The 14,314-nt window shown below is 57.1% G+C and carries 16 protein-coding genes; 10 read left to right on the forward strand and 6 right to left on the reverse strand.

The window, feature by feature from the left end:
- Positions 1–34: 34 nt before the first annotated feature.
- From AC1DJO_RS19760 to AC1DJO_RS19795, 8 genes are all read left to right on the forward strand, one after another.
- Positions 35–613 carry a hypothetical protein gene (locus AC1DJO_RS19760; RefSeq protein WP_477972574.1) on the forward strand — a complete coding sequence of 193 codons (579 nt, stop codon included), beginning with the start codon at positions 35–37 and terminating at the stop codon, positions 611–613.
- Positions 614–642: 29 nt separating this feature from the next.
- On the forward strand, positions 643–1,188 hold the full coding sequence (locus AC1DJO_RS19765; RefSeq protein ID WP_162702748.1) for a hypothetical protein: 546 nt from the start codon (positions 643–645) through the stop codon (positions 1,186–1,188).
- Between the two features lie 353 nt (positions 1,189–1,541).
- Complete coding sequence (locus AC1DJO_RS19770) at positions 1,542–2,228, forward strand: hypothetical protein (RefSeq protein WP_477972576.1); 687 nt, start codon at positions 1,542–1,544, stop codon at positions 2,226–2,228.
- 851 nt (positions 2,229–3,079) lie between these two features.
- Positions 3,080–4,555, forward strand: coding sequence for an N-6 DNA methylase (locus AC1DJO_RS19775; RefSeq protein WP_477972578.1), 1,476 nt, complete (start codon positions 3,080–3,082; stop codon positions 4,553–4,555).
- Complete coding sequence (locus AC1DJO_RS19780; protein WP_477972580.1) at positions 4,545–5,468, forward strand: hypothetical protein; 924 nt, start codon at positions 4,545–4,547, stop codon at positions 5,466–5,468. The genes AC1DJO_RS19775 and AC1DJO_RS19780 overlap by 11 nt, the downstream gene beginning before the upstream one ends.
- A gap of 281 nt (positions 5,469–5,749) precedes the next feature.
- Positions 5,750–5,959 carry a hypothetical protein gene (locus AC1DJO_RS19785; protein WP_477972583.1) on the forward strand — a complete coding sequence of 70 codons (210 nt, stop codon included), beginning with the start codon at positions 5,750–5,752 and terminating at the stop codon, positions 5,957–5,959.
- Between the two features lie 69 nt (positions 5,960–6,028).
- The gene (locus AC1DJO_RS19790) at positions 6,029–6,211 is read left to right on the forward strand and encodes a hypothetical protein (RefSeq protein ID WP_310295758.1); all 183 of its coding nucleotides are present in this window, start codon (positions 6,029–6,031) and stop codon (positions 6,209–6,211) included.
- A gap of 131 nt (positions 6,212–6,342) precedes the next feature.
- Positions 6,343–6,777 (forward strand): N-acetyltransferase family protein, encoded by a 435-nt coding sequence (locus tag AC1DJO_RS19795; protein WP_477972585.1) that lies wholly within the window; start codon positions 6,343–6,345, stop codon positions 6,775–6,777.
- Between the two features lie 461 nt (positions 6,778–7,238).
- Here AC1DJO_RS19795 and AC1DJO_RS19800 read toward each other — a convergent pair whose 3' ends face one another.
- The 5 genes from AC1DJO_RS19800 to AC1DJO_RS19820 form a co-directional block, all read right to left on the reverse strand.
- A complete protein-coding gene (locus AC1DJO_RS19800; RefSeq protein WP_112390481.1) occupies positions 7,239–7,466 on the reverse strand; it encodes a hypothetical protein in 228 nt (75 codons plus the stop codon).
- A gap of 779 nt (positions 7,467–8,245) precedes the next feature.
- On the reverse strand, positions 8,246–8,506 hold the full coding sequence (locus AC1DJO_RS19805) for a hypothetical protein (protein ID WP_112390483.1): 261 nt from the start codon (positions 8,504–8,506) through the stop codon (positions 8,246–8,248).
- The gene (gene ku / locus AC1DJO_RS19810; RefSeq protein ID WP_477972587.1) at positions 8,493–9,323 is read right to left on the reverse strand and encodes a non-homologous end joining protein Ku; all 831 of its coding nucleotides are present in this window, start codon (positions 9,321–9,323) and stop codon (positions 8,493–8,495) included. Before ku (AC1DJO_RS19810) ends, AC1DJO_RS19805 begins: the two co-directional genes overlap by 14 nt.
- Positions 9,324–9,335: 12 nt before the next feature.
- Positions 9,336–10,253, reverse strand: coding sequence for a non-homologous end joining protein Ku (ku, locus tag AC1DJO_RS19815; protein ID WP_477972589.1), 918 nt, complete (start codon positions 10,251–10,253; stop codon positions 9,336–9,338).
- Positions 10,254–11,055: 802 nt separating this feature from the next.
- On the reverse strand, positions 11,056–11,217 hold the full coding sequence (locus tag AC1DJO_RS19820) for a hypothetical protein (RefSeq protein WP_477972592.1): 162 nt from the start codon (positions 11,215–11,217) through the stop codon (positions 11,056–11,058).
- A gap of 330 nt (positions 11,218–11,547) precedes the next feature.
- Here AC1DJO_RS19820 and AC1DJO_RS19825 point away from each other — a divergent pair, with 330 nt between their 5' ends.
- Positions 11,548–11,727, forward strand: coding sequence for a DUF3309 family protein (locus AC1DJO_RS19825; RefSeq protein ID WP_112390487.1), 180 nt, complete (start codon positions 11,548–11,550; stop codon positions 11,725–11,727).
- Between the two features lie 198 nt (positions 11,728–11,925).
- On the opposite strand, the gene AC1DJO_RS19830 is transcribed toward AC1DJO_RS19825, so the two are convergent.
- Positions 11,926–12,828: a hypothetical protein gene (locus AC1DJO_RS19830; RefSeq protein ID WP_310295776.1), complete on the reverse strand. Its 903-nt coding sequence runs from the start codon at positions 12,826–12,828 to the stop codon at positions 11,926–11,928.
- A 976-nt stretch (positions 12,829–13,804) separates the two neighbouring features.
- On the opposite strand from AC1DJO_RS19830, the gene AC1DJO_RS19835 reads away from it, so the two are divergent.
- Positions 13,805–14,209 (forward strand): PAS domain-containing protein, encoded by a 405-nt coding sequence (locus AC1DJO_RS19835; protein WP_477972594.1) that lies wholly within the window; start codon positions 13,805–13,807, stop codon positions 14,207–14,209.
- Positions 14,210–14,314 lie beyond the last annotated feature (105 nt).

Genomic DNA, 14,314 nt, shown 5'->3' on the forward strand with positions numbered 1-14,314 from the left:
CGGCCCCGGCTGCACTATGTTCGGGATATGTCACATGAAATCACCATGGAAACTTCTGGGCCAGTTCATCTCGCGCCGCGATGCGAACAGGGAGATCGGCGAAGAGGATCCCGTCCTGCATGAGGATCCTGCCGACAAGACGGTGCCGGTTCCTGCGTCGCCACAGACCCTGGTCGACCTTCAGTCCCCCTCGACCAACAGCAGCATGGACGAGGGTCGTTCTGCGGGGAATACGCCAGCTGTTGGTGATGGGACAGAGACTGGCAAGACGCCATTGGCAGTAATCGCTGGCGAGACAACGCCCCCGCCCCCGGTCAGGCAGCCAAAGCAAAATGCTCGTGCGCCAGGCGGAGGGGCTCAACAGCCGCAAGCCAATACCGCCGAAACGGGCGCGCCGCCTGCAAATAAATCGAAAACGCCGCCGGTTTCCCCGCCAGCGAAGCGGTCCAAGTTACGGCCTCGCGTTGGACCGTTGAAAGCTGAGCCGGCTTTGGGTTCCGAAGCTGCCGAGCTGGATGACGAGATCAGGCAATTGAGGCGCCAGTTGGCTGGCAAGTTGCGCGCGCAGAACGAACAGCTTAAGGCGATGCATGCGCGTTTTACACGCGGCTGATGGACCCGAATACGTAACATAGGAATGACATGAGAAGACAACAGCGAGCCTTCGTTGTCGAAGTAAGGCAATCGCGCCGCCGAACCCGTGGCGCAAAAGCCTCCATCTGGAGCGGCACTGCCCTTGAGGCGCTGACGCGCGAAACTGAAGCGGACAGGGGCGAGGAGCCGGCGCCTGCTATTTCAGCCAAGACCTTGCCCCAAGCGGTTCCATCCGATCATCGCGACAGGTCCGTGTCTTCGGAAGGCAATGCAAAGCAAGCATTGAGTTTACCAGCTGAAGAAGAGGCACGAGAGACACAGCGTGAGGCTTTAGCGCATGGCACCGCTCAAACCGATAGTGCCGGCCTGGATGAGGTTGTCCATACCGTTGCTGCCGCTAGACAGCCCGGCAAGCCAGAACGTGTTTCGCGATCGCCGGTCCGGCAGCGACGAGCAAAACAGGTTGCCGTTCTGCGTGCGGACGAACTTTCCGAACTCGAAGCAGAGAACTATCGCCTGCGGCAGATGCTGCATGCGCGGCTGATTACGGAAAACGCAGAGCTTCGGGGAAGGCTTGCGCGGTTCAACACCTGAAATTCGCTTGATATCTAAGGCCCTGACCGGTTCGGCCAAACGAAGCAGGTCTTGCAAATAGAGCTGAGAAAAGCCAATYGATTGGCGGATGTGCGTGAAAAGCGGCCTTCTCTGTCGTCTCAGCCGGCAATCGCGCGTGACAGGTCGGCGCCGATTGTGGAATGAAGGGCCTCAAGGCCCGCTCACTCTGTCTGATATGATGGCGGCCGGCCCTTGAAAGCTGCCCGGTCGGGTCGCATTTTAAGAGAAGCATTTCCAATCGCTTCCAAGCGAGGCACACTGCAGAAGCCGGTCGTGATTCCGTGCTGCGTGCGACCGATGCAAGTCACTTCTCGAACTTTACGAGGTGGGTGTTGACGCAGTTTTTCGAGACAACGCAGGGCATCATGGTGATCGGAGCAATCATCGGAGCGGGCGGTTTTGCGGCCGGTTCGATCGTGCCGAGCGCGTTACGATGGGCGAGTGGCGGTCGTAGACGCGTCGAGAAGGCGGCCGCGCGCAGGTCCGCGATGCTGACCGTCCTTGCTTTGGACGATTTCGTTGGCGCCGCTTACGCCGCAGCCAACGACGAGCCAGAGTTTAACCCCGTCAACGAGGGTGAATTCGTCTTTCACACTCCAGACCCCATTCTGGTTCTGCCGCCGGCTCAAGATATCATGTTGCTCGGAGACGAGTTTTTCAACGAGACCCTGTGGCTTTCCAACCGCGTCGCCAACCTTGGGAATGCGCTGGACAGTCTCGATCTCTCGAGCCCCGGTTTCGACAGCTTCTTTGAACGTCGCCAGGAAGGATATGCGGTTTTAGCCGCAAAGGCGATGGACCTTATCGAGCGGATGTGCGCTGAATTTGAACTCCATCTTCCGGAGAAGCCTGACTATTATCAGCAGCGCGAGGGGTTGGCATCGGTCGTGCAGGCGGCCGGCGAACGGCGATCGCGAGCTAAACCAATTTCCGGCCCCCTTCCGGCCAACGGTTCCAATGTGACGGAGCTCTTCCCCAAGACAGGCGGCGAGGGCTGGACGCCGGGTGTCGGCGGCTAGAGGAACGACATTCCGGTAACGTTGCAAAGCGCCATCTTGGCATGCTGCGAGTGTTCATCTGCCGGCAAATCCTCTTCAGCTGGCCGCAAAAGAGCGCCAACTCTGAGATTGATTTCCGTTGCCTGTGGCCCGAGTTAGAAAACAATTTTACGTGCTCATGATAGAGGACGCCAGCTATCACGCGGGTTTCGTTCGATAGGTTGGGACAGAGCTACTGTGACGCATGTAAAAGGCAGCGTCCATCATGGCGGATGCCTCGACGAGATGGAAGCTTGTTCATTTGTCCGCACAAGCATTGCCATAGCAGCGACGGCAACGTATCCGGGCTTGCTGGTCGAGGAGCTACGGCCGCATGTGCGTCGGTGCAGCCAGTCCTCGTTGGGTCTTGTTAGCTCCAGGGTCTGGCGCTGAAACTACGCATTTGGACGGACCAATCCCCCGATCGGGGCTACGCATCATTGAACAGAGCTCTGGCGGTTTGCTTGTTTGATGGTGGCGCTGGGTTGGATCGATCTGTTGTCTTTCTGGCCCTTATCGGTTCGCAGGTGCCCTCGGTCTGCCGGAGGAGCAAGACGGCCTCAGCGCTAATCTCTCGTCTTCGAGTTTCCCTGAGTACCAATCGCCGCTTCCTGTCCAACGGTGCCGGGCTGCACTGCATGTCTTTGTCGGCTGACGGTTTACTCTCGACGAAATCTCTCAAAAGGACGAATGGCGAGTTCGTCCCCAATTCCAAACCGGCCACCTTCAAGCAAAAAAAGCTTCGAGGCTAACAGACGCTCGTTCTATTTATGTTCTTGAAACTCATGCCCGTCTATGTTTGAAAAGCACTCCCATTTCCCTAAGGTGGCGCCATGGACACAGGACAATCGATTCGACCGCCGCAGAAGCAATCGGGCGCGTATTTCACGCCGGATGATATTGCGGCCGCCCTCGTGCGTTGGGCGCTGCGTCATGACGACGATCGGCTGCTAGATCCATCCTGCGGCGATGGCAACTTCCTTGTCCACCACCGCAATTCCGTCGGCATCGAGCAGGACTTCGTATCAGCGCGCTCTGCCATGGACCGCGCTCCCTGGTCGCTCGTGCACGAGGGCGATTTCTTCACCTGGGCGGCGGAGACGTCGGAACGCTTCGAGTGTGCAGCCGGCAATCCGCCATTCATCCGCTACCAGACCTTCAAGGGCGACATGCGCAAACGCGCTCTCGCCCACTGCTTATCGCATGGCGCACGCTTCAGCGGCCTGACATCATCATGGGCGCCGTTCTTGGTGTCGACAGCTACGCTTTTGAAGGCCGGCGGCCGTCTGGCTTTTGTCGTGCCGGCCGAGATCGGCCACGCTCCTTATGCTGCGCCGCTAATCGAGTATCTCGTCGCCTCGTTCCGGCAGGTGAAAATCGTCGCCGTGCGCCAGAAGCTCTTCCCGCAACTGTCCGAAGATTGCTGGCTTCTCTATGCCGACGGCTTCGGCGAAAAGACCGATCGCATCGAGCTGTCAGTTGTAGATCAATACAGACCGGCCGCACAACCGCCCGCGGCAACTACCTTTGTCAACGTCGGAGAGTGGCGTTCTATCTGGAATAGCAGATTGCGGCCGTACCTGATTTCGGAAGAGGTAAGAGGGATTTATCAGGTAGCCGCGGCGGACCCGGACAGCCGTCGGTTTTCGGAATTCGCAGCCGTTGGGATCGGCTATGTTAGCGGCGACAACGACTTCTTCCACCTGAAACCGTCCCTGGCTGAGAAACTTGGGATCCCAACACAGTTCCTCAAGCCCTCGGTGCGCAACGCGCGCTCGCTCCCGAAAGACGCTATCACCCAATCTACGGTGACGGACTGGCAGGCCAATGACCAGGCAATGCTGCTGCTCAAAATCAGCCGCGGACAGGAAGTGCCGGCCACAGTCAGGCGCTATCTCAATAGCAATCCTGGTCGGGAAGCCCGGCAAGCCTATAAATGCCGGGTGAGGGACCCCTGGTATTCGGTTCCCGATGTCCAGGAGCCCGATTACATCCTTCAGTACATGTCGGGCCGCGCAGCGAGCCTTGTCAAAAACGACGCAGGTGTTACCTGCACAAACAGTGTCCACGCTGTGAGGCTGCGCGACCGTAAGCTCGCAGCGAAACTCCTCCCCTCGTGGGAAACGCCTTTCGTCCGGTTGAGCTGCGAGATCGAAGGCCACGCGCTTGGAGGTGGAATGCTGAAGCTGGAGCCGCGTGAAGCCGGCAACATCCTCTTTCCGGCTGGTCGCGTGGTAGGCAAGAAGTCCTCCGAGGCAATATTGGACTCCATCCAGACGCTTCAGCGCTGGAGACACTATGCCGACTGAAATCGAAGGTAATGTCTGCCGTTGGACGACCGAAGCAGACGCGCTCAGGGAATTCGCGGAATTCTCAGGCAAGACGCAAAGTGCTAGCCACATCAAGCCTCTGCATTGGTATGTTGCCTGCCGGCTGGTGATCGAGGGAGGCTTCGATCCAGTCGACATCACGCCGCGACCGCCATTTCGGGTAGAGCGCAAATCTGGCCGCGTGCCCATTCTCCACTATGATCCATCCGTCGCCGGCGGCGGCGAACGAACTGTGCTCGGCGGCCTGAAAACCAAGAACGTCGATGTTGTCGTGACCAGGGAAGGGATCGGCCCCGTACTCGCTGTCTCCTGCAAGGGCGTAACCGGTGCGTTCCGTAACCTGACCAATCGCATGGAAGAGACGATCGGCGAATGCACCAACTTGCATATCACCTATCCGGCTCTCGTCCTCGGCTATCTCGTCCTGCTGCGGGCAAACCGACAAACGGAACGCGCGCTCGATATCGCTGCCGAAGCTGTTGACGACGTCAGCAATGCGACTGCCCCCGCGAAGGCCCTGGCGGCCAACGACATTGCGATTGCAATCGGCGGCGAGCCGGTGGCCGGGATCGTCCGCTTCCACAATGCGCTGCGCGAGCTCGTCGGGCGCCGTGGGATCCGTGACGATGTCAGCCGCTATGAAGCAATCGGTTTCGGCCTGGTCGAAATGGAAGGCCCCACCAAGAACAAGCTTTTCGAACCTTTCCCCCCTGAAACCAGCCCGCTTGCAACGACCAGTTTCTTCGAGACACTCTATCTCCGTTACGACGAGCGCTTCGTTACCAGCGCGCCAGATCTGAGCCGCGTGACACGTAGGCTCGAGTGGGATATCAGTTCGCCGGCTTTTATTCAGATCAACAATCAGATATACGGCGCCAGAATAGCTGGGTAGCAGTGCCCAGCGTCGCTAAGCCGTGTCGGTAACGGACCTTGTTCAAGATCGGGTTCTACCGCTTGATCCCAGCCACTTGTGATGTATTACGACGACATTTGGCGAACGTGATTTACCCGCTCATTTTGGGAAGATCGACAGGATGTAGGGTCAACGCCTGAAATTCAGGCATTGGCCGAGTGAGAGACGCACTTCTCTTCCTTTTCGCGGGCCACTCCGCACGGAACGAATTTCCTTCCTTGCCGTTCATGACGGAATCAAGTCGCAGACGGAGCACAAAGATGTCACGCAACAAAGACAACGGCATCGACCTGAAGGCAAGCCGAGCAAAGAAGTCTGCGCGTCAATTCGCGCATGGTGGCAATCCAGCGCATAAAATCCTGCCGGAGCAGGCGGTCAAAAACGACGTGCCGCCGCCTGCAATGGATGACTATACGATGGATGATCCAGGCGATGGAAGGCCGATCGTGACGAMAATACCATCCTCATGAAAAAATCAGGCAGACGCCGTACCCTTTCACTGCTTGGCGCGTTCTCTCCCGGCAATTGAGGAAACACCCATGACCGAAAATTCGGCATCACAGCCCAGCGACTTCTCCAACTTACGGAAACACGAGCCGCGTCAAAGCTTCGCGCAAACGGCACGAAATTTCCTGACAGCGGAACAGCGTAGACGCGAGGCAAAGAAAGAACGCCACGCGCTGGCACTGGAACAGGCTCAAAACCAGGGTCGTCAACTCTAGCGTGGTCGTGCTGTCTCGACCTACATTCCCGGTGCGGCCGACATATTGAGACGGCCGGCGGTCGATCACCACAGCTCCGGAGCGAGGTTACAGTGAAGATTCGGACTGCAGAGGCTGAAGACGCTCTTCCTATGAGTGAAATGCTCAAGCAGCTGGTTGCTGCCGGAAAGCGGACGGCAAGAGCAGACGTCGAATTCGTTCGCGAGCATTATATCGACAATCCGGCTGGCATCCGCTGTTCCCTGGCCGAGGACGACAACGGAAACCTACTCGGCTTTCAATCGCTGATCCGAGCGACTGATGATAATCCCTATGACACGCCAGTTGGATGGGGCATCGTCGGCACGCATGTCTCTCCAGACGCAGCCAGGACTGGTGTCGGGCGCGAGCTGTTCGAGACGACCCGACAGGCGGCCATCGAAGCGGGGCTTGAGAAAATCGAGGCCTTTATCGGAATAGCCAACGACATTGCACAGGCGTACTACGAGCGGATGGGTTTTCGAACGTATCGGACAACCGAAACGACGGTCTGCAAGTGCTGGTCACTAGATGGTTCTGGTCCCTGACCTCGCATTGCGCGCTGGCGGTTCGAAGACAGAATCCCGTTCCTGCTCTGCATCACGCATCGATCATCACGGCGGATCTCAAAACTTCGCCCCTATCCTACGCGGTAGACCACGAAGGAACGTCCCGTAAGTGGCCGGCGATTGATCGCAACAGCTGGCATCTCGCATTGCGGATGCATGACTTCGATGGGGTCGTCGAGCGCTTAATTGCTTTCGATATCACCGAGGACCTCGATGGCGATCCCGAGCGCATGCTTTTCTCCAGTAGTTGGGTCGCTGGTTTTCCGTAAAATAATTTATGCGATCGTCAAAGGCAGTTGAATGGCGCCCTGACATCCGCCGTTACGAAGAAGCCTCAAAGCGGCCCAACACCCCGGAATAGCTGCCGGCGGGCCGCTCAGTTATCAAAGTATGTGGATTTCCCGTGCAAGCACCGATGCGGAAATCGTCGATCAGAGAATTTACAGTAGCGGGCTGGGCTTGCCCTCTCTTTCGCAATTATTGAGTTCATTTGAAATGTCGCGCGCGTCTGTTTTTCTTAGTTTGATGAAGTCGCGGCCGTTGGAAGCCGCTGGAAGACCGCTCAAGCGATCCACCACCGTCCAGCCGTCCTCGCCCGGGATTGCCTGGTATCGATCCTCTCTGACATGGGTGCGGCTATCGACCGATCTGGCATCCTTATAGGACATGAGAAATCACAGTAGCGATCACGATGAGAAGTCCCATGCCAATTCCCGCCGTCCATAGTATCCCCTTCACCCTGGGATTGGTGCGGATGTGCGTGTTTATGTCAGGCTTTGGCGGCTCCGCGGCAGCCGGCGTGTCAAGGTAGCGTGTCATGCTCTTCTCCATATTCATGCAGTAACGACGGCGAGAGCGGTCTGTTCCCACCGATTGACTCGACAGGAAGGCGACGCGACGCAGACAAGGATGGATGAAATGCGATGCGGCACTCACACGTGCTGGCGTAGAAGGCTTATTCACCTGGAACCTCAACTCAGACACGGTGTTACGGGCATGCTCCACTTGCAGCGCTTTTTGCCTTTCATGCCCTTAGTGCTGAGCGGGGCCAACCATATTGTGCTATCTCGGTGAGCGACAAGCCTGAGGTCGCGCGCGCCATTCATGAAGCAATAGTCAAGGGGTAGGTATATGGCAGCCAGATTTGCGTCTCTGCATTTGGGCGATGCTTTCGTGACAGTGTTGGTACGCCGTCGCACTATTCCGAGATCGTAGCCCGACCGTGCCCGGAACGACCAAAGCGGCCGCGCTTTTTTGGAACTGTAAAAGGCGCTTTAATTAGCGTCTGTCGTCTTCCGGATCTTCAGCGATAATGCCATTCACCTTCATCAAGCGAGCCACCATTGCCCCAGGCACAGCTTCGCTTGAAGGCAGCGTGAAGCCGCGACATCAGGCGTGTGAGGAAAAAACGTCTCATTCACGCGTGCCATCTGCCAAATGTCACATATCAGTGCCAAGTACCGAACGGCGGCTCGTCGTCGAAGTTGCCATTGCTCGCAGCGTCATAGGCGTTAATGCTTCGACCGCCACCGCGGGTGCCAAATGCAGTCAGTTGCACCATTACCTCCTTGGCGTGAACGATGGCCTCTTCCTCGCTGAATGCGTGCCCGTCAGCGACCTTGATCGACACCAACTCCCCGTCGTCGCCAAGAAAGTCTACGCGCCACCCTGTCTTTTCGTGAGCGACTTTGGTTTCAAGAAGATGCATGGGATGAGGCCGCCTTCCTACCTCGGAGATCGGCATCGACGCTCTTCCTCAGAGCATCCATTATGTTGAGGACGTTATCCTTCGGAGCGGCATCCGAACGTTTGCCTCTGGCCGCCTTCTTCGGCTTCATCGCCTTCTTCTTCTCGGCTATCAGATTCAGCAGGCTCGTCTGTATTGGATCGCTGACCATGTCGGGCGACCAGTGTGCCGATTTCTGCTTTATCAGTTTCTGTACCAGCGGGATCAGGTCGGGATCGGCTTCGTCCTCGATGTCCTCGAAATAGCTCTCCTCCGGGCGCACTTCGTCGCCGAAACGGAGTGACCACAGGACAATGCCTTCCTCGCGGGGTTCGAGGATAACAGCGCGCTCGCGGCGTCCTATCACGAGTTTCGAGACGCCGACGACGTTGTCCGACTTCATGGCATCTCTGATAACCGCGAAGGCCTCGTTGCCGACGGCGTTATCGGGGGTAAGATAGTGAGGCTTCTCCAGATAAACCCACTCGATCGAATCCGCAGGGACGAATTTCTCGATGTCGATGGTCTTAACGGTGTCGAGAGCGACGCGGTCGAGATCGTCGTCCGTGAGGATCAGGTAGTCATTCTCACCACAAGCATAGCCTTTGGCCTCTGCGCCTTGCTTCAGTGCCTTTCCGGTCACGGAGTCTACGTACTGAGAAACAACCCGGTTTCCAGTGTCTTTGTTGAGAGTGTGGAAGCGGACCTTTTCGGACTCGGACGTCGCCGGGGTCATCGCGACCGGGCAGGTGACGAGCGAGAGCTTGAGGTAGCCTTTCCAATAATATTTGGGTGCCATCGATCGATCTCCCTAGCTTGCCTTGCGCTGCGGAGCGGCCTTGGAGGAGGCGGCCTTCGCGGCCACCCCGCGCGCGGCGCGCTGTCGACCAGTGCCCTGATTGGCATTGGCCGCAGTGCGTTTCGGTTTAGACTGGGTTGGAGCCCCAGACTTCAGCAGGCCAGCACTTTCGCGGAGCGCGGCCAACAGGTCGTTTGGCTTCGAGACTTCAATTTTCTTCGCCTTCGGCAGCGCCTTGCCTTCGATTTTGGCTTTCACCAATTCGGCGAGGGCGGCTTCATAGCGGTCATCGAACGTTGCCGGATCGAACGTGCCCTTCTTCGTGCTGATGATGTGCTTGGCGAGATCGAGCATTTCACCCTCGATCTGCAGCTTGGGAACTTCCTCGAACGCCTTCTTCGAGGATCGGACCTCGTAGTCGTAGTTCATGGTGGTTGCGATCAGACCCTTGCCATGGGGGCGGATCAACACCGAGCGCACCCGGCGGAACAAAACAGCTCTGGCGATGGCTGCGACGTTCGACTTCTTCATGCCGTCGCGAAGGGCCACGAACGCGTCGGCCCCCATCTTGTCCGGAGTCAGGTAATAAGGCTTGTCGAAATACACATCGTCGACCTCGGCGCAGGGTATGAAAGCATCGATCTCCAGCGCCTTGTTACTTTCCGGGATCGTTGCCGCAACTTCCTCGGGATCAATGATAATGTACTGCCCGTTCTCGATCTCGAAGCCTTTGGTCTGAGATTCCCGCTCGACTCGTTCTTCGGTCTCGCTGTCGACGAACACGCGGTTGACGCGGTTACCCGTCGCCGTGTTGATGGTGTTAAAAGTGATGCGCTCGCTTGTGGACGCAGCCGTGTACAGCGCGACGCCGCAGCTCACTTCGCCAAATTTGAGGAAGCCCTTCCATTGGGCGCGGTGTGCCGATGCCATACGCTTTACTCCGAATCACTTGGTTCGTGACTCAAAGACGTGCAAGCCTGATTCGTTCCGACTCGAAACGAATCATTTTTCAATGACTTACGGAATCGTGCTCAGACTTTGATTCCAGTACGAAGCTCGGCGAGTGGAGTTCGACTTCAGGTCGTAGACAGTGGAAGATGGCCGTTTCGCCAGGGCGCGGAAGCGGCGGGAGCATCGAGTGCTCGCCGCCGCGCTCTCCGAGGTCCGCCGCCTGCTCTCAAGGAAAGCGTTGGCGACCATAGTCCTATCGAGACTTAAACGGAATCCCGTTTCGGCCAATGGAAAGCCCTCTGTTACCATTTAGTCGCACGCGATTTATCCACACCATGGCGGCGAAAGGCGAGAGCGCCCTGAGATCAATCAGTTAGCCTGTGGATACCCTGTGGATAGACAGTGGAAAGGATGTGGGGAGAGCTTGCCCCATCGAAAGCAGGAAGAAGGCGTCACTTGCGAGGCATTTGCGAATCCGCTCAGATACTGTTCTCGGACGATGGCCCCGCCGCAACGTCGCTATGGTCTCAGTCGCCTTCACCGATGTAGGTGAGGACGGGACTGCCGCCTGCCGGCACCTCTCGGACAAGCCTCATCTTCTCCAAATCAGAAATGACACCCCGAGAGAGACGACGGTCTCCGACCAGCCACGTACTGCCGACTTTCCGTTGGTGACGAAACCGTCGGATCGCAGTGACTGCATCGCGCTGCGTCTTCGTCAACGCAGCCTCGACTGCCCTTCCTTTCTGTATAGTCATGGTCGAACTCCTTGACCCGCGAGCTAGGCAGCGATGCGCCTGGCGGCCTTGTCGACGAGCTTCCGATTGTCTCCGTGCTCCTCGATGATCGTCTGTGCGTCCTCGACGGGGATCCTGTGTTTCTTCGCTAGCGTGATTGCGTCGTAAGGTTTTTCGGACGCAGGTGCGCCCTTGGCGTCAGTCATGATGTTCTCCTGTGCTTCTGTGGTGATGCAGCGCTATCAATGGCCCTCTCGAAGGGACTGCTGCCGCTTGGATGAGATATGGTGGTTCTGCGGACGGAATTCCATAGCCGCCCCTCATCGGTAACACTCTTGAGTCAGCTCGAACGGCATTGGCGCGGGAATGTTCAACGGCTCGTTGATGTGTTCTCGTCGCCGACCGGATATTCTTGGAGATCGCCTAGAGCGGGAACAATCCCAGCGTGTCCAGTGTTTACGGTAGCTGGGCCGCGAATGCTGTCATTTTAGGTCCGGGTCGAAGTCATTTGATTCGTAGAAACTCGGAGAAAACGCATGAGTACCCTTTTGATTATTGTCGTGTTAATCCTCGTGCTAGGCGGCGGCGGCGGCTACTATGCTCACGGCCGTTATGGAGGCCGCGGGCTCGGCGGCGTCCTCGGTCTGATTGTCGTCGTCTTGATCGTTCTCTGGCTGTTGGGTGGGCTCCATGGAGGCGCCGTAGCTCCTGTGTGACATACGCGGCGGAGGGGGGGCCGACTGTCCTCAGAAAAAATATGAAACCGTGGGTCTCCTACCCACGGTTTTTTTTGCAAACGTAAGCCACGGAAAGCGCCGTAACAGTTATAACTTCGTGTGGAAACGGTGGGAACACCTGCATAGGAGGGAAATCCGTCGATGGTGACACCATCGACGGAATATTTTGCCCACGGATTACGCGAACGGGCCGCGGCCCATCAGGAGGACATCCTCTTCATCGTCGCGCTGGCGACCGCCAAGAGCTGCAGCGGCACTAGCAATAAAGGCACCGATGAGAAGTGAGATCGATCCGACAAGCGCCGTCGTAGCTGCGGCCTTTCTTGCCTTGTCAGCAGCAGTCTGCGCGGCAACCTTAGCGTCGTCGATTTGCTTGAGGACCGCGTCTACCCGAGTACGGGCGTCCGCCTCTGACAATCCGCTCCGAGCGGCAACGATGCTCGCGATGTAGGTCCTGTCGCCTTCCGGAATCTCGCCCTTCGCGGCGTCGTTCAACAGAATTCTCGAAATCTCGGCCGAAGCCGCGCCGTCGTCCCTTGAAGCATTCGTGCTGACGCGCTCAGGCCGCAGAAGGGCATCTGTGAAATAGGAAGTCGCGAGATCGGGTTGTGTCGAAGTGGTGGACGCCGCTGTAGCCGCTCCAGCCGCCGTTGCCGCAGCACCTGCAGCACTTGCGCCCGCGCCTGCCAGCGAGGTTAGAGACGAAGCCAGAAAACCCACCACGAAAACCGTCGATATGGCCCAGCTGATGAAGCCGTGGGCAGTGTCTCGGAAGAAGACTTCGTCAGTATGGATGGCTGCCCATTTCGTCCGGAGCCGTCCAGTCAAGTAACCGCCAAGCGCCGAAGAGAGCCATTGAACGACGACAAGCCAGATCGCGGCTGTAATACCTACGGTGGCCGCGGAGCTGCTCTCCCCAGACCAGGGCGAGACCATCGTCAGGCCAACACCAGAGCCAAGAAGTAAGAGAATGAGCGTGACGCCGATGGCCGCGAAAGCGCCCCCCAAAATCGGGCCCCATGAGATGGCGGATCTGGAGGATTCGACGGGAATACCTCCCTGTGATTCCAAAAGAGACATCTTTGACCCCTATCTTACAAAAAGAGCGAGAAGGATTATGATCGGTAGAGGAACACCGAGAAGCCAGAGTAGAATGCCGCGACCCATGATGAAAACTCCTTTTGAAATGAATATCTTGCGAGCATGAAACGAGGGAGTTGCACAATGGTTCCAGAGCTTTATTCGGGTTGAGTTGAAGCCGGGACTTGGCTTGCTAGTACATTAAAACCTCGCCGCCTTATCACGATCAGTTTGTAACGACGTCAGCCGTCCGTTGGGTTGCCACCTTGCGTGACCATATCGCTTGCGGCGGGGCGCGCCAGTGGGGCTCACGCAGCAACCAAGCCGATCTGAACTGTTTGATTAAGCAGCTGTAGAGGCGATCAACTCAAGTAACTTGAACCCGAAGCTGGCTTGGCGACAAAACGCTTCCGGACATGTCTACGTCGGTAAAATGAGTGCCGATTTCGTCGTTCCTCACAAAACCAAGGCTTGTCGGCATTCCCCGCTGGTTCCAAAGGCTCCCAATGATATTTCAACCGACGCTCCGTCAGTGACCCTAGATTGATAGGCCCGGTAAATTGAATGTCATTCTATTGTTCTGGCATAAGTGTCACGATCTGAATATAAGGACACTTCACACCGATTTGAGGCACGTCCATGTTATCCGATATAAACACCAAGAGGCACGGTATTGAGAAGATCCTCGCACGGCTCCTAGAACAGTCTAGGGGCGCGGCGGCGCTGCCGAAGAAGACGTCTCACCAATCTGCACTATCAACTCATTTGAACCGGCTTTCTGGCCTAATAAACGGACATGTGTCCGATGACGTGATTCAAGAAAAATCAAATGCCAGATCGGTGTCGGACTTGGTTGAAATGCTAAATCGTCTAGCAGCCAAATCGAGCTGAACGATAGTTTGGACACAACGTCCATGCGTCTTGAAGTTGTTCGACGTAGCATTAGCTTCTCCTTAACAATTCAAGGGGAGCAGCAATGTCCATTGGAGTTGGCCGAGTATTCTCGACTGAAGTGGGCGTAGAATCGCCGGGCGAGCCGGGCATCTACACTTGGGATATACGGTCTAATCTCGTGTTTGCTGACGGCGCTGTCGCTCGTCTTTTTGGTGTCGACCCAGGTGACGCCAAACACGGCTTACCCCTTGATTCCTACCTTGACAAAGTTCATCCCGAGGACCGGCCAGCACTGGCAAAAGCGATAACAGATACGATCGTGGCGGACATCCCGCAGCAGCAAGTTTACCGGGTTCGTAGTTTTGAACACACCTATCAAGCCGTCGCGGCCTTCGGCAGAGCGTTTCATACGCGAGACGGTACACTGGTGGCATATTCAGGCATGGTGATCATCGCAGAGAATGAACAGCAGGATGCCAATCACTGAAGCCGCCAACCCTTGAACTATAGGGTCGGGGAGCAAGCACCTGGCTTTGGATCAAGGCCAGTTGGCGATGGTGGATTACTGGGCGTTGCTGCTATCGGTCTCCAA

The organism is Rhizobium sp. 05N430 (assembly GCF_056396985.1).

Excerpts from the sequence above, each read along its gene's own strand:
- AC1DJO_RS19765 (WP_162702748.1), top strand. The coding sequence starts at position 643 with ATGAGAAGACAACAGCGAGCCTTCGTTGTCGAAGTAAGGCAATCGCGC.
- AC1DJO_RS19775 (WP_477972578.1), top strand. The coding sequence starts at position 3,080 with ATGGACACAGGACAATCGATTCGACCGCCGCAGAAGCAATCGGGCGCG.
- AC1DJO_RS19830 (WP_310295776.1), bottom strand. The coding sequence starts at position 12,828 with ATGTCTCTTTTGGAATCACAGGGAGGTATTCCCGTCGAATCCTCCAGA.
- AC1DJO_RS19825 (WP_112390487.1), top strand. The coding sequence starts at position 11,548 with ATGAGTACCCTTTTGATTATTGTCGTGTTAATCCTCGTGCTAGGCGGC.
- AC1DJO_RS19795 (WP_477972585.1), top strand. The coding sequence starts at position 6,343 with ATGAGTGAAATGCTCAAGCAGCTGGTTGCTGCCGGAAAGCGGACGGCA.
- AC1DJO_RS19820 (WP_477972592.1), bottom strand. The coding sequence starts at position 11,217 with ATGACTGACGCCAAGGGCGCACCTGCGTCCGAAAAACCTTACGACGCA.
- ku (WP_477972587.1), bottom strand. The coding sequence starts at position 9,323 with ATGGCACCCAAATATTATTGGAAAGGCTACCTCAAGCTCTCGCTCGTC.
- ku (WP_477972589.1), bottom strand. The coding sequence starts at position 10,253 with ATGGCATCGGCACACCGCGCCCAATGGAAGGGCTTCCTCAAATTTGGC.
- AC1DJO_RS19760 (WP_477972574.1), top strand. The coding sequence starts at position 35 with ATGAAATCACCATGGAAACTTCTGGGCCAGTTCATCTCGCGCCGCGAT.
- AC1DJO_RS19805 (WP_112390483.1), bottom strand. The coding sequence starts at position 8,506 with ATGCATCTTCTTGAAACCAAAGTCGCTCACGAAAAGACAGGGTGGCGC.
- AC1DJO_RS19790 (WP_310295758.1), top strand. The coding sequence starts at position 6,029 with ATGACCGAAAATTCGGCATCACAGCCCAGCGACTTCTCCAACTTACGG.
- AC1DJO_RS19835 (WP_477972594.1), top strand. The coding sequence starts at position 13,805 with ATGTCCATTGGAGTTGGCCGAGTATTCTCGACTGAAGTGGGCGTAGAA.
- AC1DJO_RS19780 (WP_477972580.1), top strand. The coding sequence starts at position 4,545 with ATGCCGACTGAAATCGAAGGTAATGTCTGCCGTTGGACGACCGAAGCA.
- AC1DJO_RS19800 (WP_112390481.1), bottom strand. The coding sequence starts at position 7,466 with ATGTCCTATAAGGATGCCAGATCGGTCGATAGCCGCACCCATGTCAGA.